This window comes from Nitrospirota bacterium (genome assembly GCA_040755395.1).
Lineage (GTDB): Bacteria > Nitrospirota > Nitrospiria > Nitrospirales > Nitrospiraceae > DATLZU01.
Window position 1 is genome coordinate 611,186 of sequence record JBFMAX010000001.1, and the last position, 19,240, is coordinate 630,425.

At 65.2% G+C, this 19,240-nt stretch carries 18 protein-coding genes; 12 read left to right on the forward strand and 6 right to left on the reverse strand.

Features of this window, described 5'->3' with window-relative positions:
• Positions 1–182: 182 nt before the first annotated feature.
• On the reverse strand, positions 183–665 hold the full coding sequence (locus AB1555_03045) for a TlpA disulfide reductase family protein (protein ID MEW6245669.1): 483 nt from the start codon (positions 663–665) through the stop codon (positions 183–185).
• Between the two features lie 174 nt (positions 666–839).
• Positions 840–1,436 carry a protoglobin domain-containing protein gene (locus tag AB1555_03050; GenBank protein MEW6245670.1) on the reverse strand — a complete coding sequence of 199 codons (597 nt, stop codon included), beginning with the start codon at positions 1,434–1,436 and terminating at the stop codon, positions 840–842.
• Between the two features lie 175 nt (positions 1,437–1,611).
• On the opposite strand from AB1555_03050, the gene AB1555_03055 reads away from it, so the two are divergent.
• The 7 genes from AB1555_03055 to cas6 all read left to right on the forward strand — a co-directional run bounded on the left by AB1555_03055 (position 1,612) and on the right by cas6 (position 7,003).
• Entirely contained in the window at positions 1,612–1,899 is a 288-nt protein-coding gene (locus tag AB1555_03055; protein MEW6245671.1) for a helix-turn-helix domain-containing protein, read from the forward strand.
• A 498-nt stretch (positions 1,900–2,397) separates the two neighbouring features.
• Complete coding sequence (locus tag AB1555_03060) at positions 2,398–3,684, forward strand: TIGR02710 family CRISPR-associated CARF protein (GenBank protein ID MEW6245672.1); 1,287 nt, start codon at positions 2,398–2,400, stop codon at positions 3,682–3,684.
• A 19-nt stretch (positions 3,685–3,703) separates the two neighbouring features.
• Positions 3,704–3,982, forward strand: coding sequence for a CRISPR-associated endonuclease Cas2 (cas2, locus tag AB1555_03065; GenBank protein ID MEW6245673.1), 279 nt, complete (start codon positions 3,704–3,706; stop codon positions 3,980–3,982).
• Positions 3,983–4,000: 18 nt separating this feature from the next.
• Positions 4,001–4,963 carry a CRISPR-associated endonuclease Cas1 gene (gene cas1 / locus AB1555_03070; GenBank protein MEW6245674.1) on the forward strand — a complete coding sequence of 321 codons (963 nt, stop codon included), beginning with the start codon at positions 4,001–4,003 and terminating at the stop codon, positions 4,961–4,963.
• A complete protein-coding gene (locus AB1555_03075) occupies positions 4,938–5,714 on the forward strand; it encodes a CRISPR-associated endonuclease Cas1 (protein MEW6245675.1) in 777 nt (258 codons plus the stop codon). The genes cas1 and AB1555_03075 overlap by 26 nt, the downstream gene beginning before the upstream one ends.
• Positions 5,715–5,717: 3 nt before the next feature.
• On the forward strand, positions 5,718–5,996 hold the full coding sequence (gene cas2 / locus AB1555_03080) for a CRISPR-associated endonuclease Cas2 (protein ID MEW6245676.1): 279 nt from the start codon (positions 5,718–5,720) through the stop codon (positions 5,994–5,996).
• A gap of 5 nt (positions 5,997–6,001) precedes the next feature.
• On the forward strand, positions 6,002–7,003 hold the full coding sequence (cas6, locus tag AB1555_03085) for a CRISPR system precrRNA processing endoribonuclease RAMP protein Cas6 (protein ID MEW6245677.1): 1,002 nt from the start codon (positions 6,002–6,004) through the stop codon (positions 7,001–7,003).
• A gap of 21 nt (positions 7,004–7,024) precedes the next feature.
• On the opposite strand, the gene AB1555_03090 is transcribed toward cas6, so the two are convergent.
• The 4 genes from AB1555_03090 to AB1555_03105 all read right to left on the reverse strand — a co-directional run bounded on the left by AB1555_03090 (position 7,025) and on the right by AB1555_03105 (position 12,657).
• Positions 7,025–8,467 (reverse strand): DegQ family serine endoprotease, encoded by a 1,443-nt coding sequence (locus AB1555_03090; GenBank protein ID MEW6245678.1) that lies wholly within the window; start codon positions 8,465–8,467, stop codon positions 7,025–7,027.
• Between the two features lie 357 nt (positions 8,468–8,824).
• A complete protein-coding gene (locus AB1555_03095) occupies positions 8,825–10,228 on the reverse strand; it encodes a heavy metal sensor histidine kinase (protein MEW6245679.1) in 1,404 nt (467 codons plus the stop codon).
• The gene (locus tag AB1555_03100) at positions 10,228–10,899 is read right to left on the reverse strand and encodes a response regulator transcription factor (protein ID MEW6245680.1); all 672 of its coding nucleotides are present in this window, start codon (positions 10,897–10,899) and stop codon (positions 10,228–10,230) included. Before AB1555_03100 ends, AB1555_03095 begins: the two co-directional genes overlap by 1 nt.
• Positions 10,900–10,995: 96 nt before the next feature.
• Positions 10,996–12,657, reverse strand: a complete 1,662-nt coding sequence (locus AB1555_03105; protein MEW6245681.1) for an FAD-binding protein — start codon at positions 12,655–12,657, stop codon at positions 10,996–10,998.
• A 198-nt stretch (positions 12,658–12,855) separates the two neighbouring features.
• Here AB1555_03105 and gcvP point away from each other — a divergent pair, with 198 nt between their 5' ends.
• The 5 genes from gcvP to rbsK all read left to right on the forward strand — a co-directional run bounded on the left by gcvP (position 12,856) and on the right by rbsK (position 19,201).
• Complete coding sequence (gene gcvP / locus AB1555_03110) at positions 12,856–15,738, forward strand: aminomethyl-transferring glycine dehydrogenase (GenBank protein ID MEW6245682.1); 2,883 nt, start codon at positions 12,856–12,858, stop codon at positions 15,736–15,738.
• 20 nt (positions 15,739–15,758) lie between these two features.
• Positions 15,759–16,349 carry a hypothetical protein gene (locus AB1555_03115; GenBank protein MEW6245683.1) on the forward strand — a complete coding sequence of 197 codons (591 nt, stop codon included), beginning with the start codon at positions 15,759–15,761 and terminating at the stop codon, positions 16,347–16,349.
• Between the two features lie 19 nt (positions 16,350–16,368).
• Positions 16,369–17,226: a formylglycine-generating enzyme family protein gene (locus AB1555_03120; protein MEW6245684.1), complete on the forward strand. Its 858-nt coding sequence runs from the start codon at positions 16,369–16,371 to the stop codon at positions 17,224–17,226.
• Between the two features lie 107 nt (positions 17,227–17,333).
• Complete coding sequence (locus AB1555_03125) at positions 17,334–18,299, forward strand: nucleoside hydrolase (protein ID MEW6245685.1); 966 nt, start codon at positions 17,334–17,336, stop codon at positions 18,297–18,299.
• Positions 18,287–19,201, forward strand: coding sequence for a ribokinase (rbsK, locus tag AB1555_03130; GenBank protein ID MEW6245686.1), 915 nt, complete (start codon positions 18,287–18,289; stop codon positions 19,199–19,201). Before AB1555_03125 ends, rbsK begins: the two co-directional genes overlap by 13 nt.
• The last annotated feature ends 39 nt before the right edge of the window (positions 19,202–19,240 follow it).

The window sequence follows — 19,240 nt, forward strand, 5'->3', positions numbered from 1 at the left end:
AGGAGAAGGAAAAGGGGTCGGGAGTCTTTTGTTGTTGTGGGGTCAGAGGCTGGCTTCGGCTACCGCCTGGAAAGATTGTCGTTTTGGGGCTGTGAAGTAGAGGGGGTTGCGACCGACGCCACCGTCTTCTGCTGAGCCGAGGAGAAAGACTCCCGACCCCTTTTGTTCAGACCATGTTCTGATCAGGACGCCTTCAGTTCGCCCAGCAGCCCAGCGATGGCCGCGCCGAGCGCAAGGTCGGTGGGTGTGCCGAACACCTGGCCCCGGCGTCTCCCCAATCCATCGATCAGAATGGTCGTAGGGGTCCCGCGCATCTGATAGGCTCGCATCGTCATCGGGATCGGGTGGCCGTCCGTTGTCGGCTCATCAACCCCGATTGGGAACTTGATACGATACTCATGTAGGAATGCCTCCAGCGCCTCCGGGCCCATGACGCTATGATGCTCGAACACCGTATGCAGTCCCACCACCGCTACGGGCTCCTCATCGAACGCCTCGGCCACGCGTTGGGCTTGGGGCAATCCGTGCGCCACACAGCCCGGACAGAGCATTTGAAAGGCATGTAGTACCACCACCCGACCACGAAAGTCGGCCAGGGTCAGGGGTTCCTTCGCGTTGAACCAACGAATCGTGCGCCACTCCGGCGCTGGTCCTGACACGTTCATCTGCCAGCCGGCTTGCCGTAGGAACATTCCGCGACCTCTCCGTCAATTCTGCGGTGGAGCTTCTGCCGCCGTGCGTGCGCTCGAGGTTGTCCCGGACTCGTCGACGGAACAGGGCCTCCAAATCTCGCTCCGGCTGCGGCCGGGAGTAGCTCGCCCGCAGCCGGAGCGTTTCGATCAGAAATCACCGGCTTTCACATACGGATGGCTCCACAGAATCGCCTGGAGCAGGCAGGATTTGAGCCACGCTTGATACATCTTCTCGACCTCCTCCGGCGAATGCCCCTTCTTCGCAAGAAACGGTTTCAGCGTGAAAGTGACAGGATAGATGAGCGCAAGGAGGTACCGGAACGGCACGTGGTCCGCCGCTGCAACATGGTCCGTCTGATTTTTCTTGGCCCGATGATGCCGGAGCCCGATTTCGTGCTGGTAGTCGAGCCATTTCTGGTCATACTCCGCCCGAGCCGTGTCCAAGATCCATTGGCCGAACCGCTTGCGCACGGCTGCCAGGTAGTCGTTGAGGGGCTTGCCATCATTCCGTCCCGTGAAGGCCGCCAACAGGTGCGGATGGTTCCCCACGAAGCCGTACCAAACATCGAGGATGGCCTCGACTTGGTCCTTGACGATGTCGTAGGATTGCCGCAGCGCCTTTGCATCGTCGTCGGTGAACAGCACGCTCTGCTTCATCAACTCGAAGTCCGCGTGACTCACCGGTGAACGCGGCACAGCCGCGGTGCCATAGGTGTACCCGGGAATTGATGGTGTGTATGTCATAGCTTCACTCCTTTCATGAATGGATCGATCGCTGATGCCTGCTAGCGTGCACAACATCCCCTCTCTGCCGCAAGATCGCACCAATCGGTACCGAGGGCACCAAAAAGTACCGTGGGCCCGATCTGGCATGGCTGGGCTTTCCGCCTCTGCGGAGGCACGCCCAAGCGTCGCCGCTATGGTCGAAGACGTGATCGGCTGCAAATGGACCGTTCGGCTCCTGTGGCTGTTGTCCGACAGGCTGGCCCGACCCAGTCGGTTGCTCAAGGCCTGTCCTGGCCTTTCGACCAAGGTGATGAACGAGCGCCTGCGGAAACTCACGCGCTTTGGGCTGCTCGACCGCCGGGTCCGCGGCGAGAAGCCGCCTGTTGTGGTCGAGTATCGCCTCACGCCGTTGGGGAGACGGTTTATGCGCATTTTGGCCGAGGTGAAGAAGCTTCAAGAGGAGTTGGATGCGCTTCTCTGAAGCCCTCGATCGTGGCGATGCGTGGCGCCTCGAGCTGGAAAAGGGGTCGGGAGTCTTTGTTCGGCACCGCAAGTCCCCGCACACAAGGAATGCGGCGGAGGAGCGCAGTAGTTGGAATCGAGGTGCGTATGTTCTTTGGTGCGTCTCCTGTTTCCTTGGAGCTGGAAAAGGGGTCGGGAGTCTTTGTTCGGCACCGCAAGTCCCCGCACACAAGGAATGCGGCGGAGGAGCGCAGTAGTTGGAATCGAGGTGCGTATGTTCTTTGGTGCGTCTCCTGTTTCCTTGAGTCAGTACCTGAGGCTCAAGAAAGACTCCCGACCCCTTTTCTGCCCCCTCTGCCCCCATCGCGGCAACGTTTCCGGAGTTGCATCCGCTTGCTCGCTGCGATATGACACCCTCGCGCGATGGTCTGGCACAAGGCGGTTTAGGGCTCCTGCCGCGGTGCGAGTTCCGGCAGGACCATCGCAGCACTCTCGCTCACACCACCAGGAGGACACGATGGCGAAGGCGTTCGTCCAATCCGTGGGCACTGGTACGCGACCGGACCAGGATATCACCCAGCCGCTCCTCTGGCATTGGAGGAAAAGCGGCGCCGGGTTTACCGTGTGGATTGCGAGCGAGCAAAGCCGACCGTACGCCGAACGGATGGCACGGGACCTGGGGCTGCCACCCGACGCGCACACGATCCGGATTGTGAGCGACCCAGACGACGTGGAAACTGTCTATCGCGAGTGTCTGACGCTGTTCCGTGACTTGAACCGACGCGGATTCGGGCCCGACACCATCGAGGTGGACTATACGAGTGGGACCAAAGCCATAACCGCCGGCTTGGTCTTGGCGGCCGTGACCCATCGGTGCGGGACGATAAGCTACATCAGTGGACAGCGCTTCGCCGGAACGGTCATCAGCGGGACCGAGCGCCTGGTGCTCATCGAACCCCGGCGGATCTGGGCTGACGAACAGTTGCGACTCGCGGGTGAATTCTGCCGGGTGCAGCGGTTCGATGCAGCCCTTCAACTCCTGGGCGACTTGAACCCGGCTTGGCTGGGCGACCACGAGCGGCGCCTTATGGAGGCGCTGACGGCGGTCGCCAACGGCTACGGGGCCTGGGATCGGTTCGATTACGCGAGAGCCGCCGGTGAGTTGAACAAACTCTTCCATGCCGATGTGGAAGAAGCGAGGCCGTTTCGTCCAAACGCCGAGACTCCTGCGCGCTTGCTCGGCTTGAAGCCGGACACCGGCTACTCAGCCGACCGGCTGGCCGATCTTCTGAACAACGCCGGACGCCGGTTGGAGGAAGGGCGTTACGATGACGCGCTCGCTCGGCTGTATCGGCTCGCAGAGATGCTGGCGCAATGGATTTTACAGAAAGACTTTGGAATCGATACGGCTGCCGTGGATCTCAGCAAGATCCCCGATCAGCTCCGCTCGGAGTTTGCCGCCACGGCCGCGTCCACGCGCGAAATTCAGATCGGCCTCGAGCGGGATTATCGGCTCCTGAAGGAACTGGGTCATCGGATCGGACACAAGTTCGACGAAGCGGAGTTTCGCGGGATCGGGGTGCTCCTCAAGAAGCGAAATGTCTCGCTCCTGGCGCACGGCCTCACTCCGATTTCCAAGGGCGATGTGGCGTCGCTGTACCAAAAACTGCGCGGCTTGGTCGCGTCCGAAGTGACGGATTTCGATGACCGGTGCGCCGAGCTGGAATTTCCATGGCGGCGCACGAGTCAACCTGGGAATTCCCCTCATCCTTGCCCTCTCCCCCCCGGGGAGAGGGAGAAGTAAGGGGTAGCAGGAGCGAGGCATGCGGCGCTTGTATCTTGTCGCCTATGACGTCTGTGAGCCGAGCCGCCTGAACCGCGTGCGCGAGTTCCTCAAAGGCTACAGCACCGGCGGGCAGAAGTCGGTGTACGAGTGTTGGCTGTCGGGGACCGAATTCACCGAAGTGCTGGAGACGCTGCGCCGACTCATCGCGCCTGACGAGGACCGCATCCACGTCTTCGCGCTGGACGGCCGGAGCCGGCCCCAAACCCTGGGGATTGCGGTTCCGCCGTCGGACCCCGCATTCTTTTATTTCGGATAAACGTCATGGGAGTCTGTGATGGGTGGAACGGTCTATCTGGATCGCAAGGATGCCGAACTCCGGCTCGACGGCGGGGCGCTGGCGGTCTACGCGAACGGCGAGCGCGAGGGAATGGTGCCGCTGGCGCCTGTGGACCGGGTCGTGCTGATCGGCAATCAGACCGTCCACACGTCCGTGCTGCATCGCCTGGCGGAGCAGGGCGTCGCGGTGTTGTTCCTCTCGGGACGCACGCAGGCCTTTCGCGGCCGCCTGGTCGGCCGCCTGCACAATCATGCGCGGCTGCGCTTGGCTCAGTACGCCGCACACCGTGGCCACCTGGCTTTCCTGCTGGCGAAGGAATGGGTGACGGCCAAGCTCGACGGGCAGGCGGGGCTGTTGCGCGAGGCCGCCGATGCGCGGCCGGATCAGCGAGCTCTCCTTCTGCGCACCGCCGAGAGCATCGACGACACCCGCGCCAAGGCCGCCGAGGCCGGCAACGTCGAGCGGCTGCGCGGGTTGGAAGGCGGAGCCGCCGCGGCCTACTTCGCCGCGCTGCCGGCCGTGTTTCCCCCGAGCCTCGGGTTTGAAGGACGGGAGCGGCGGCCTCCGCGCGATCCCGTGAACGCCCTCTTGTCGCTCACGTATACGCTGGTGCACTGGGAGTGGGTGCGCGAATGCGAGCTGATCGGACTGGATCCGCTGGTCGGCTTCTATCACGAGCTCGAATACGGCCGCGAATCGTTGGCCTGCGACCTCCTCGAGCCCTTTCGACCGGCCGTGGATCGATGGGTGTGGGAACTGTTCCGCACCCGGCGGTTCGAGCGTCGCGACTTTGCCTCGGACCAGGATCGGCCGGGCTGCTCGTTGAAGAAAAGCGCGCGCAGCCGATTCTATGCCGCCTACGAAGACTGGATCGCTCCGCACCGCTCGCGCATGCGGGAGACGGTCGAAACCTTGGCGCGGCGCATCCTGAGCCATGGAGAGAACGCTGTATCTGAATGAGTCGCCCGGGCTGCGGGTCCGCCGTGACGGTCCGTCGTTGTGGATCGAGCGACGCCGGACCGCTGGGCAGCGGGTGCCGGTCCGCCTGATTCGCCGCGTGCTCATCGCGGGCAATGTCGCGTTGGACACTGAGAGCCTGACAGCCTTCGCCGAGCGCGGGGTCCCAATCACCCTGCTGAATCGGGCGGGCGAGCCCGTGGCGGTGGTCCTGGGGTGCGCAGCGGGGCTGTTCGCCCGGCGGGGCCGACAGGCGGCGGCCCTCGAAGATCCCCGGCAACGGGACCGCCTGTGCGCATGGCTGCGGGCATGGGAACGCGGGCGCCGGTTGGTCCTGGCCTCCCGCCTCGATCCCGTCACGGCGGCGCGGTGGCGGCGTGAAGGCATGCGGCCGGCGGACTATGACACCTGGATCGAGCGGCAAGCCCGGCTGCGCGGCGTGTCCCTTCGGCGGCGCGGATTTTTCCGGGCGGCGCTGCAGACTTTGGCCTTGGAGGCGATCTTGGAGGCGGGGTGGGACCCTCACCTGGGCTGGCTGCACCGAGCCCAGCCGTTGGGATTCGTGCGAGATTGCGTCGCGGCGCTGCAGGCCGACGCCGATCTCGCCTGGTTGGACAGCGGAGCGGCGGCCGGTGACGGCATCGGGGCGCTGCCGCGGGCGTTGGCCGGGCATTTCGAATCCCGTCGCCCGCGCTTGGCGACGCTGCTGCGCCGGCTGCTCGACCAGTTCGCCGTCATGATCTGGGAACCGTGACCGATGCGGACACGCTATCTCGTGTGCTACGACATCGCCGACGAGGGCCGGCTGACCCGCGTGTATCGGTACATGAAGGGCGTCGGGGTGCATGTGCAATATTCCGTCTTCCTGTGCTCGTTCACCTGGCCGGAGCTGCAGGGAGTCGTGTCTCGGTTGAACGACTTGATCGACGCGAAGGCGGACGATGTACGCATCTATCCCCTTCCATCGGGCGACACGATCACCGCGCTGGGCTGCGGGGACCGGTTGCCTAAGGGCGCAACCGTGGTGCTCCCGTGAGCGAGATGCCTGACAACGCGGATCCGGGCCGGACCTCCCTGCCGCTTTCGTTCGGCCGGTTCACGATTGCGCTCAAGCCGGACGCGGCGCTCCCGCTCCCGCCTTACGCCGGCTCCATGTTCCGCGGCGCCTTCGGTCTCGCGCTCCAACGGGTCGTCTGCGCGACCCGTACGTACGAATGCTCCCCTTGTCCGCTGAGGGATCGCTGTGTGTATCCGTACGTGTTCGAGACTCCGCCGCCCCCGGACACACGGGTGATGCGCAAGTACCCGGCCGCTCCTCATCCCTTCGTGCTCGAGCCGCCGGCGGGCGGGCGAACACTGGGGCCGGGCGAAGCCTTCGAGCTCGGCCTCACCCTATTCGGCCGCGCGGTGCGCTGGCTCCCGCATTTCATTTTTACCTTCGAACGCATGGGCCGGGTCGGTTTCGGCTTCCGCCGGGTAACCGCGATGGTCATCGGAGCCAACGGGTGGGTGGATGGGCGATTTTGCCGAATCTATTCCGCGGAGGAAGGCACGCTCGCTGGAACCGAGTCGTGTACTCGGACCGTCTACCTGCCGCTCCACCCGCCGGCCGGCGTGGCCAACGGCCACACCAACGAGCGGGCGGAGATCGAATTCCTCACTCCGGTGCGGGTGAAGTACGGCGAGCGCTTGGCCGCATCCCTGGAGTTTCATGTCCTGGTCCGCGCGTTGCTCCGGCGGATCGCCCATCTCTCGTATTTCCATTGCGGCGGCGATCCGTCGGTGGTCGCGTTTCGCGAGTGGATCGACCTGGCGCGTTCGGTGCGGACCGTCTCATCCACGCTCGTCTGGTACGACTGGACCCGCTACTCGCAGCGCCGGCAGGAGACGATGCAGCTCGGCGGGTTGTTCGGTCGGGTGACCTTCGAGGGCTCTCTCGGCCCGTTCATGCCTCTCTTACGGTTGGGCGAAGTGACCCATGTCGGGAAGGCGACGAGTTTCGGTCTGGGACAGTATCGCCTACTCGACGCAACTCCGCGCTGACCGTGTCCGGCGTGCGCCCGTTCACACCTTCACGCTCAAGAACAATGACGCGCCTTGCCGGTTGATCAGAAAGAGGACGCGTTCGCCTTTCTTCAGATGGGCTGAAACCTTCTCGAAGTCCTTCACCGACTTGACCGGCTGCCGGTTGATCTCCCGGATCACATCGCCCGGCATCAGGCCTGCTCGCTCCGCGCCGCTGTCCGGCTCGACGCTCGTCACCACGACGCCCTGCATCTTGCCCTGAAGGCCCAGTTCGCGCGCGGTCTGCCGATCCAGGTCCTGCACGGTGAGGCCGGCCAACGCCCCCTCCGCCTGCCCGGTCTCCGCCTTCGCGGCCCTGACCGTGTCCGGTTGCTCGCCGATCGTGACCGTCAGCTCCTTCTCCCGGCCGTCGCGCATGACCTTCACCGTCGCCTTCGTCCCGACGGCGGTTCTCGTGACCAGCCGCTGCAGCCCCACGGCGTCCTCGACCGGGGAGCCCTGATACCCGATGATCACATCACCCTGCTTGAGCCCCGCTTGGTCCGCCGGGCTGTCTTCCTTCACCTCGCTGACCAGCGCGCCCTTCGCGTCCTTCAGCCCGAACGATTGGCTGAGGTCCCGCGTCAGGTCCTGGATGCCGATGCCCAGGTAGCCGCGGACGACCCGGCCGGTCTTGACCAGACTTTCGTACACGGGCTTGGCCATGGCCGTCGGCACGGCAAACCCGACGCCTTGGTAGCCGCCGGTCTGCGAGAAGATGGCTGTGTTGATCCCGACCAGTTCTCCTTTGGTGTTGACCAACGCCCCGCCGGAGTTCCCCGGATTGATGGCCGCGTCGGTCTGGATGAAGTCCTCGTATTGGGTGATGCCCATGCGGCCGCGGCCCAGCGCGCTCACGATGCCGAGCGTTACGGTAGAGTTCAGGCCGAAGGGATTGCCGATCGCCAGGACGTACTCGCCGACCTGCAACTTGGACGAATCGCCCCAGGGCACAGAGGGCAGATCCTGCCCGTCGATCTTCACGACCGCCAGGTCCGTTTTCGGATCGACCCCGACGATCTTGCCTGTAAACTCCCGCTTGTCCGGCAGGGTCACCGTCAATTCTTTCGCCCCGTCCACCACGTGGTTGTTGGTGATGATATAGCCGTCCGGGGTCACGATCACGCCGGACCCCATACCACCGCCGCGGCGTTCACGCGGGTCGAATGGAGGTTCCGGTCCGCGGTGGCTGCGCGGTCCGAAGGGCCAAGGCATGTCGCGGGAGTCCGAGATTTTTTCCGACACGGCTGTGGTGATGTTGACGACGGCCGGGGTCACGGACTTGGCGACTTCCGCAAAGCCGTTCGCGGGCGGTTGCGTAATGGAAGCCGCCGGAGACGATGCATGTGAAGCAGGCGCTACGTGTCCGCTCCAGAGCAAAACTGCGCTCAGGGCCGCCGCTCCGGCGATCGCCCCGAATCTATACTGCAACGGTCGCTTCATACCACCCTCCTTTGAATCACTGAACAGTATTCTCGAGTCTGCGGCTCACCCTGCAGATGAACATACCTCCTTCCTCCCCCAGTATTGGGGAGAGGATAAAGGTGAGGGGGCCGGATAGGGCATCTTCGGGGTGCCCGTTGCCCCGGGTACCCGTTGCTCTTCTCGTTGCAACGGGTACAAGCAACGGGTCAAACAGGGTGAGCCGAAGGTTCATGACAACCATTTGCTGTTTGCTACCCGCTATTCGCTATTCCCAGAGCCGGTTGTGCCGGTGATGCAAGAGCCGGCCATGCCGGACTCACGGCATCACCCTACCAACACCCGATGAGAGAAGGATTAGGAGAGAATTAAAAGTTGTTAACCGGCGGAAGGAGCCAGCGGCAGCACGACGGTGAACGTCGACCCTTCGCCCGGCGCGCTCCTGACTTCGATGCGGCCCTGGTGGGCCTCCGCGATCCAGGCGGAGATCGAGAGACCCAATCCGGTGCCTTTCTTCGTGTGGGCCCGCGCTTCGTCGGTCCGGTAGAAGCGGTCGAAGATCAGTTTCTGCGCCTCGGGGGCGATGCCGATGCCCTGATCGAGGATCGACAGGCGGGCCTCGCCGCCCTCGGTCAGGAGGGTGATCTCCACCTTGCCGCCGGGCTTGGAGTACTTGACCGCGTTGTCTACGAGGTTCAGCAGCAGCTCGCGCAGACGCAACTCGTCGCCCAGCACGGCGGCGGGCTGGACCGTGCCGAGCACGACCTCCACGTGGTGTTCCTGTCCCAGCAGGCAGGCCTGTCGCTGGATGTCTTCGACCAGCGCTTCCAGCCGGACAGGCGCGCTTTCCATCTTGACCTCGCCCAGGTCGGCCCGCGAGAGAAACAGCAGTTCCTCGACGATGCGGCTCATCCGGTCGATCTCCTCCAGGTTGCTCTCGAGGACCATCTTGTAGTCCTCCGTCGCGCGCGGCCGGCGGAGCACCAGTTCCGTTTCTCCCTTCATGACCGTCAGCGGCGTCCGCAGCTCATGGGAGGCGTCGCTGCTGAATTGGCGGATCTGGCGGAACGACGCGTCGAGACGGGCGATCATGTCGTTGAACGTGGCGGCGAGGCGCCCGATCTCGTCCGAGGAGGACGGCACGGTGAGTCGTTGGGTCAGGTCGCCGGCCGCGATCCGCTGCGCGGCCAACGTGATCGTGTCCACCGGCTTGAGGGCCCGTCCCGCGAGGAACCACCCGCCGGCCAGCGACACCGCCAGCGCGACCGGCATCGTGACCAGCAGCATGATCAGCAAGCGGTGCAGCGACGCTTCGACGGATTCCAGCGAGGTGCCGACCTGGACGATATAGACGAGGCTGCCGCGATAGAGAATCGGCACGGACACCAGACGGAGCGGCGGCTCCCCGGGGTACTTGGCGGATTCGAACGTCGTCTTGCCGGTGAAGGCAACCTCGAGCGCGGTCCGGCTGAGCGGGACGTCGTGACGCTGAATGTTGGGGGATCGGATGGTGATTTTGCCGGTCGGGCTGAAGATCTGGAAGAATTTGTCGATGCGCGCCAGCTCCGGGAACTGAGTGAGCAGCTCTTCCTCGTCGAGCAGCGTGAGGAACCCGCGCTGCTCCAGCGAGCGCACGGCGACCGTGGCCGTCTCCTCCAGGGACTGATCGACCTGGTCCTTGAGGCTCCGGGCCATGACCGTGTACAGCACGACGGCGAAGATCGTCAGGAACAGCGCCATCGCGGTTCCGTACCAGAGCGTGAGCCGGACCCGAAGCGGCATCAGTCGGCCTTCAGCATGTATCCGCTGCCGCGGACGGTGTGGATGAGCTTGCGTCCCCGCCCCCGGTCGATTTTGTTCCGGAGGTAATTCACGTAGACGTCGATGACGTTGGTGAACGTGTCGAAGTCCTGATTCCAGACGTGCTCGGAAATCATCGGCCTGGTCAGCACGCGACCGGCGTGACGCATGAAGTATTCGAGCAAGGCATATTCCTTGAGCGTGAGGTCGATGCGCTGGCCTGCGCGGGTCACTTCGCGCGTGGCCGGATTGAGCGCGAGGTCGTCGATCTGCAGCACGCCCGGTGCTTCGGCGGCTCCGCGGCGGAACAGCGCGCGGACGCGCGCGAGCAGTTCATCGATCGCGAAGGGTTTCGTCAGGTAATCGTCGGCGCCCGCGTCCAGCCCCTTCACCTTTTGATCCACCTGCGACTGGGCCGTGAGAATCAGCACCGGCGCCTGGATCTTCTCTTCGCGCAGTCGCTTGAGCACTTCCAGGCCCGGCAGGCCGGGCAGCATGAGATCGATGACGATGAGGTCGTAGCTGCCGCTCAAGGCCAGGTCGAGGCCCTGTGCCCCGTCGGCACAGAGATCCACCGCGTAGCTCTCCTCCTCCAGCGCCCGTTTGATGAAGGAGGCGACCTTCGCTTCGTCTTCGATCACCAGGATACGCATAACATGCAGCGCGACAGGCGCGAGGCGCGGGAGACGCGCGACTGGTGCCTCAGGCCCGAGCTGGGCGATTCGCGCCAGTCCCGCACGTCTCGCGAGTCACGCCGGCTTCGGCGGAAAGCGGGTGATCGTCACCGGCGCGTATTTCAGCGACGGCCCGTCGGGGGTCCGGTACGCCAGCGTGTGTTTCAACCAGTTGACGTCGTCCCGCTTGGGAAAATCCGAACGATAATGGGCCCCGCGGCTTTCTTCGCGGGCCAGCGCCCCGGCCACGATGGTCTCGGCAATTTCCACCAGCGACTCCAGCTCGAGCGCCTGGATCAGATCGGTGTTGAAAATCCGGCCCTTATCTTGAACGTACACCCGGGATGCTCGGACCTTCAACTCGCGGACCTTGTCCCAGGCTTCCCGCATGGATTTCTGCGTCCTGAAAATGCCGAGGTTCTGGCTCATCACCCTGCCCAGCTCCTCGCGGACCTGCCAGGCGCGCTCCGCGCCGTGTTGCAACAACAGGCGGCGAATGCGGGCCTCTTCGGTCCTGAGCGTCGCGTCCGACAGCGCGCGGGGCTTGACCTGCCGAACGTACTCCGCCGCCTTGGCGCCGGCGCGACGGCCGAACACGATCGTCTCCAGGAGGGAATTCCCGCCCAGCCGGTTGGCCCCGTGGACGCTGACGCAGGCGCACTCGCCGGCGGCGTAGAGCCCGGGAATCTCGGTCTCGGCCCATTGATTCGTGCGGACGCCGCCCATCTGGTAGTGCGCGCCCGGCCGGACCGGGATCGGCGTTTCGATCGGATCGATCCCCGCAAACTCGATGGAGAGCTCCCGAATCTGCGGCAACCGCTCGAGAATCCGCTCGCGGCCGAGGTGCCGCAGGTCCAGCAGCACGCAGCCGTCCACGCCTCGCCCTTCGAGGATTTCCCGGCCGATCGCCAGGGAGACGGTGGAGCGGGTCGCCAGCTCCATCTGCTCGGGCGCGTATTTTTTCATGAACCGTTCGCCGAGCGTGTTCAGGAGATAGCCTCCTTCGCCGCGCGCGCCTTCGGTGATCAGGATGCCGGTGTCCTTGAGCGTCGTCGGGTGGAACTGCACGAACTCCATGTCTTCGAGCGGCGCGCCGGCCTTGTACGCGAGCGCCATCCCGTCGCCGGTGTTGATGACCGCGTTGGTGCTGGTGAGAAAGACCCGGCCGCTCCCCCCGGTGGCGAGGATCACCGCCTTGGCGCCGATCGCGTGCAGTCCGCCGTGAATCAGGTCCCAGGCCACCACGCCGCGGCACATGCCGTCTTCGACGATCAACGACGTGACGTACCATTCTTCATAGACGACAATCTGTCGCTTCAGCAGTTGCTCGTACATCGCATGCAGGATGGCGTGTCCCGTGCGATCGGCGGCGTAGCAGGTGCGCGGAAATCCGGCTCCGCCGAACGGGCGCTGCGCGATCTCGCCCTGTTCGTTGCGGCTGAAGATGACACCCATCCGTTCCAATTCCAGGATGTCGCCGGGCGCTTCCCGGCACATGGCTTCGATCGCGTCCTGATCGCCGAGATAGAGCCCGCCCTTCGCCGTGTCGAAGGCGTGGGCCTCCCAGGAGTCGTTCTCGCCGATCGCCGCGTTGATGCCGCCCTGAGCGGCGACGGAGTGGCTGCGGACCGGATGGACTTTCGAGAGGACCGCGACATCGAGGTGGGAGGGCGCCGCGATGGCCGCCCGCATGCCGGCCAGACCGGCGCCGACGATCAGGATGTCGTGAACTTTCATGCGTCGCCGACGGGACCTTTCTCCTCTACCCACTAATACCCGACCCTTATCCCGAAGGCAAGCGCGGCGGCCGCTTGGAAAACGCACCACGCCATGGTACTCTTCGCCTATCCTCGTCGGAGGACCGCTGCTTGACCATCGGCTTACGAACAACGACGTTCCTGCCGGTCGACATAACCCTGAGGCGCCGCACAGCCCATGACGCACCCGGACTTTCTTAAGCCGACCGACACCTTTGTCCACCGCCACCTCGGGCCGACGGAGGCCGACATCCAGGAGATGTTGGCGACGCTCGGGCTGCAGTCGCTCGATGCGCTGATCGACCAGACCGTGCCGGACGACATCCGATTGCGCCGGCCGCTGGCGTTGCCCGGGCACCGCGGCGAGCAGGACGTGCTGAACGAATTGCGCGACATCGCGGCGCAGAACCGGGTGTACCGCTCGCTGATCGGCATGGGCTATTACGACTGCATCACCCCTCCGGTCATCCAACGGAACATTTTGGAGAACCCGGGTTGGTACACCCAATACACGCCGTATCAGGCGGAGATCGCGCAAGGCCGATTGGAGGCGCTGGTGAACTTTCAGACGATGGTCGCCGACCTGACCGGGCTGCCGCTCGCCAACGCCTCCCTGCTGGATGAAGCGACGGCGGCGGCCGAAGCGATGGCCATGTGCCTGGCGATCTCGCGCGCCGCCGGCGCCGACAAAAAAGAATTCTTCGTGTCGCAGGACTGCCACCCGCAGACGATCGCCGTGCTGCAGACGCGCGCCGAACCGCTCGGCATCACCCTGCGCGTCGGCAGGACTTCGCGCATCGACTTCTCCGGGAAGCGACTCTGCGGCATCCTGCTGCAGGTCCCGGCCACGGACGGCTACGTCGGCGACTACAGCGACCTCGTCGCGCAGGCCCATGCCGCCGGCGCGTTGGTCGTCGTCGCGACGGACCTGCTGGCCCTCACACTCCTGCGTCCGCCGGGTGAATTCGGAGCCGATATCGCCGTCGGGTCCAGCCAGCGCTTCGGCGTGCCGCTGGGGTTCGGCGGGCCGCACGCGGCCTTCCTCGCCACTAAGGAAGACTATAAGCGGCAACTGCCGGGACGCCTGGTCGGTGTCTCGCGGGACGCCCATGGGAAGACCGCCTATCGGCTCGCGCTCCAGACACGCGAACAGCACATCCGCCGCGAGAAGGCCACCAGCAACATCTGCACGGCGCAAGTGCTGCTGGCCGTGATGGCCGGCATGTACGCCGTGTATCACGGGCCGGACGGGTTGCGGCGGATCGCCGAACGCGTGCACGGCCTGGCCGTGGTGTTGGCCGAGGGGCTCCGCCGGCTCGGCTTCGACGTCGGCACGGAGCCCTTCTTCGACACCATCCGGGTTCGACTCAACCGCGAGCAAGCGGGACACGTTCTGGCCCGCGCCAACGCCGCGGGGTTCAATCTGCGCCGCTATGACGACGATTCCGTCGGCGTGGCGCTGGATGAAGTGAGCACGCCGCAGGAGATCAGAACGCTGATCGGCCTCTTCCTCGGACACGAGGACGTGATCTTCACGGTCGAGGAACTGGCCCGGTCGGTGGATGTGCGCTTCCCGAAGATGTTGACACGGACCACCAAGTACCTGACTCACGCGGTGTTCAACCGCTACCACTCGGAACACGAGATGCTGCGCTATCTGCATCGTCTGCAGGCGCGGGACCTGTCCTTGGTCCACTCCATGATTCCGCTCGGGTCCTGCACCATGAAGCTCAACGCGACGGTCGAGATGCTGCCGGTCACCTGGCCGGAGTTCGCCCGCCTCCATCCGTTCGCGCCGGCGGAGCAGAGCCGGGGCTACCAGGAACTGTTCCACCAACTCGAAACCTGGCTGGCGGAGATCACGGGCTTTGCGGCCGTGTCGTTGCAGCCCAACGCCGGTTCGCAGGGCGAGTACGCGGGGCTGATGATCATCCGGGCTTATCACCGCTCGCAGGGAGAAGGGCATCGCGATGTCTGCCTCATTCCCACATCGGCGCACGGCACTAACCCGGCGAGCGCGGCCATGGCCGGGATGACGGTGGTCCCCGTCGTCTGCGACCGGCACGGCAATGTGGACCTGGCGGATCTGGAAACCAAGGCGGCGCAGCACCGGGAACGGCTGGCGGCCCTCATGATCACCTATCCGTCGACCCACGGGGTGTTCGAACCCGAGGTGCGCCGCATGTGCCGGATCGTCCACACGCACGGCGGGCAGGTCTATATGGACGGCGCGAACATGAACGCCCAGGTCGGCCTCTGCCGGCCGGGGGATATCGGGGCGGATGTCTGCCACCTGAACCTGCACAAGACGTTCTGCATCCCGCACGGCGGCGGGGGGCCGGGTATGGGGCCCATCGGCGTCGCGCGCCACCTCGCTCCGTTCCTGCCGGGGCATCCGGTGACCGGACTCGGCGGTCCGGCGCCGATCGGACCGGTTTCGGCGGCGCCCTACGGCAGCCCGAGCATCCTGACGATCTCCTGGGTGTACATCGCGCTCATGGGCCATGACGGGCTGACCAAGGCGACGCAGGTCGCTATCCTGAACGCCAACTACATGGCCAAACGCCTGGAGAAACATTACCCGGTGCTGTACACCGGACGGCGCGGCTTCGTGGCCCACGAGTTCATCCTGGATCTGCGGCAATTCAAGGAGAGCGCCGGCGTGGACGTGATGGACGTGGCCAAGCGTCTCATGGACTACGGATTCCACGCGCCGACCGTGTCCTTCCCCGTGCCCGGCACCCTCATGATCGAGCCGACCGAGAGCGAGTCCAAAGCTGAACTGGATCGGTTCTGCGATGCGCTGATCGCGATCCGCGGAGAAATTCAGGAGATCGTGGAAGGCCGGGTGCCCCGCGACAATAACGTGCTCAAGCGCGCGCCGCACACGGCCCCGGCCGTGACGGCGTCGGACTGGGACCGGCCGTACAGCCGCGAGCAAGCGGCGTTTCCGGCGCCCTGGGTGCGGGATCACAAGTTCTGGCCCAGCGTCGGCCGCATCGACGAAGCCTACGGCGACCGGAATCTGCTGTGTACGTGCCCTCCGATGGAGCAGAATTAGTCAGGGTGCCGCCGACACTCGTGTCACCTCCTTTCCTCGCGGCCGGCGCGGCCGTCTTTCTCTTCCTCGCTTCCGGCGTGTCCCTTGGCGCCGAGCCCCAAGGTTCTCCGCCGGGCGATTCGATTCGGTCCTCAAGCGCCGTCGAAGTCCAGGCCGGTGAAGAGTATGGGTCCGGCACGCGCATCCGAGTCGGGGCGGCCGGCGTGTCCTTCGTCATCCCTCAGGATTGGTCGGGCGGGTTGCCGCCGGACTCTCCGGTGTTTATCCTTGGTTCGCTGGGGAAGCCGGGGTTCGGCTTGGTGTTCTTTCTGCGCGACGTCTCGACGGAAGACATCGCGGCGCGCATGAGCGCCGTCCAGCCCATCGCTCACGACTTGATTTTCGAGCCGACCGGTCCGGTGAAAACAATCGGCGCTCGCCTGGAAGCCGCCTATACGGGCGGCGACATGATCGGCCGGGCCCTGGCGCTGATGGGGCCGTCACGCAACGGCGTCCTGTACTTCTTCGGGAGCTTGCCCGATGAAGCCGCCGCGCTCGATCGGCTGCTGGAGGAGCTGGCCGCTACCACGGTGTTCGATGGGGAGGGAAGCTCTGAAGCCCCTGCGCCCTAACCGGAATATGGCATCTTGGATGCTGACCGGCTTGCTCCTGGCTGTGGCGGTCACCATCCAGGCCGGCGAATTCGTCGGCGCCGACGGCGCACCGATGGTGCTGATCGAGGAAGGGCCGTTTATCCGCGGCGGCGCGGCGGGCCGGGGCGATCCCGACGAGGAGCCGCAAAGGACTGTCACACTGAACGCCTTTTATATCGACAAGTATGAAGTCACCAACCGGCGCTACCAGGCCTTTCTGAAGGCCACCGGACACCGCATTCCCGAACATTGCTGCGATCCGTCCTACAATGTCTGGAAAGGTCCCGAGATCGATCCGGTCCTGCTGGACCATCCGGTGGTCAACGTGGACTGGTTCGACGCGCAGGCCTACTGCAAGTGGGCCGGGAAACGGTTGCCCACCGAGGCTGAGTGGGAAAAAGCGGCGCGGGGACCCGGCGGCCGCATCTACCCGTGGGGGAATGAGTGGGACCCCAAGCGGGCGAACGGCGCGTCGTATTGGGCGGGAAAAGACTTCGCCTCGCCGGACGAGGCTAAGGCCTGGTGGGCCGACGCCGGAGCGGAACTCCTTGCGGAGAAAGGCGTGGCCGGCATGCTGACCCTGCCGGTCACGGCCTTGGAGTCAGGCGCGACGCCGGACGGAGTGATGCACCTGGCGGGTAATCTCTGGGAATGGGTCGCCGATTGGTACGATCCACAGTATTTCGCTGCGGCTCCAGAACGCGATCCACAAGGGCCGGAGACCGGAGAATACAAGGTCCTCCGCGGCGGGTCGTGGCTGAACCATCGCCATCTGCTTCGCACGACCGCGCGCGACGGCTCGCGGCCGACCATGCGGAACCACGGCACGGGCTTTCGCTGCGCCCGAAGCCCGTGAAGCGTGAGACGTGACGCGTGACAGGTGACACGTATCGTTGGACGCGAGTTAAATAGGTTCATCGTGTTCCCCTTACGCCTTACCCCTTACCCCTCACGAGGCTAACCATGCCCGCCCGCAAACAACGCGTGATCATCGACACCGATCCCGGCGTCGATGACGCCCTGGCCATCTTGCTGGCCTTGCGCTCGCCCGAGCTGGAGGTGGTGGCGATCACCACCGTGTGCGGGAACGTGCGGGTCGAGCAGGCGACCAAAAACCTGTTCAGGGTGCTGGAGCTGGTTCCGTTTCCGTCCGGCCTGTTGGTCGGGCAGGGAGCCGTCCAGCCGCTCCAGCAACCGCTGGAGCCCGCCACCCACGTTCACGGGGCCGACGGCCTGGGGGAGCTGGACCGGATTCGCAATCCGGACGGCAAGCCCCGGTACGTCGATTCGGGGACGCCGCGCTCGCTCCCCAACGCGTTGACGGTCTGGAGAGAGTGCCTTCGCCGCTATCCGGGCGAGGTGACCCTCATTACGCTGGGCCCGCTCACCAATCTCGCGCAGGCGCTTGAGGCGGACCCGGCGATGGTGCGCGCGTTCCGCTCGGTGATCTGCATGGGCGGCGCGATCGGCGTTCCCGGCAACGTCACGCCGGCCGCCGAGTACAATATCTACGTCGATCCGCATGCGGCGGAGCGCGTGATGCGCTCCGGTCTGCCCGTCACGTTGGTTCCGCTGGACGTCACGATGCGGGTCTCATTGACCCGCGAGGCCATCGCGAAGCTGACCGCGAACACGACGGATCCGGTTTGCCGATTCGTCGGCGACGTCACGGGCCCCGCGTTGGAATTCGCCCAACGAACCGAGGGCCGCGGAGTGTTCTACTTGCACGACCCGCTGGCGGTCGGCGTGGCCCTCGATCCGGGCTTGGTGAAACGGGTGCCCTTGCGCGTCACCGTGGAAACCGAGGAACGGGCGCCAAGAGGGAGGACCGCGGCGGACCGGAAAACCCCGCCGACGGTCCAGGCGGCGATGGAAGTGGATGTCGCAAGGTTTTTGAACCTCTTTCGGAATCGATTATGCGGAAGGTGATCGTCGTCGGCTCCGCGAACGTGGACTATACGGTTGCGGTCGACCGTCTGCCCGCGGCCGGAGAAACGGTCTTGGGGCGGGAATTTTATCAATCCTTCGGCGGCAAGGGAGCGAACCAAGCCGTCGCCGCCAGGAAAGCGGGGGCGGACGTCTTTTTTCTCACCAAACTGGGGAACGACGCCAACGGCAAGCTGCTGGAGCGCCACCTGACCGGGTTGGGAATCCCCGGTGCGGGGTTGTTGCGTGATCCCTCGACGCCGACCGGCGTGGCGTTGATCGTGGTCGATCGCTCGGGCATGAACCAGATCGCCGTCGCGCCCGGCAGCAACCGGATGCTGACGGTCGAGGAGGTCGATCGCGCCTCGACGCTCGTGGCGGGCGGCCGCGCGCTGCTGGTTCAGCTCGAATTGCCGTTGGCCGCCGTGGCGGAAGCCCTGACGCTGGCCAAACGTCACCGCCTGACGACGATTCTGAATCCCGCGCCGGCCGTTCCCCTTTCGTCGGACGTGCTCAAGTTGGTGGACGTGTTGACCCCGAACGAAGGGGAAGCCCGGGCCTTGACCGGTCAGGATGATCCGGCCGAAGCGGCGCAGATTCTATTGGCGCGCGGCGCGCGGCGCGTCATCATCACGCTCGGCTCACGCGGCGCGTGGTTGAGGGACGCGAAGACCGACAAGGCGTTTCCCTCCTTTCCGGTGGAGGCGGTGGATTCGACCGGAGCCGGCGACGCGTTCAACGGCGCGTTGGCCTGCGCCTTGGCCGAAGGGCGACCCTTGGAAGAGGCGATCGTCTTCGCCAATGCCGCCGGCGCGCTGACCGCGACCCGGCGCGGCGCCCAGGACGCCCTTCCTGCGCGGCGCGAAATCGACGAACTCTGCCGCACCTCGATCCCAGGGGCGTGAGCGACGGCTTGCGCTCGGGGAAGCGATTTCCTACCATCG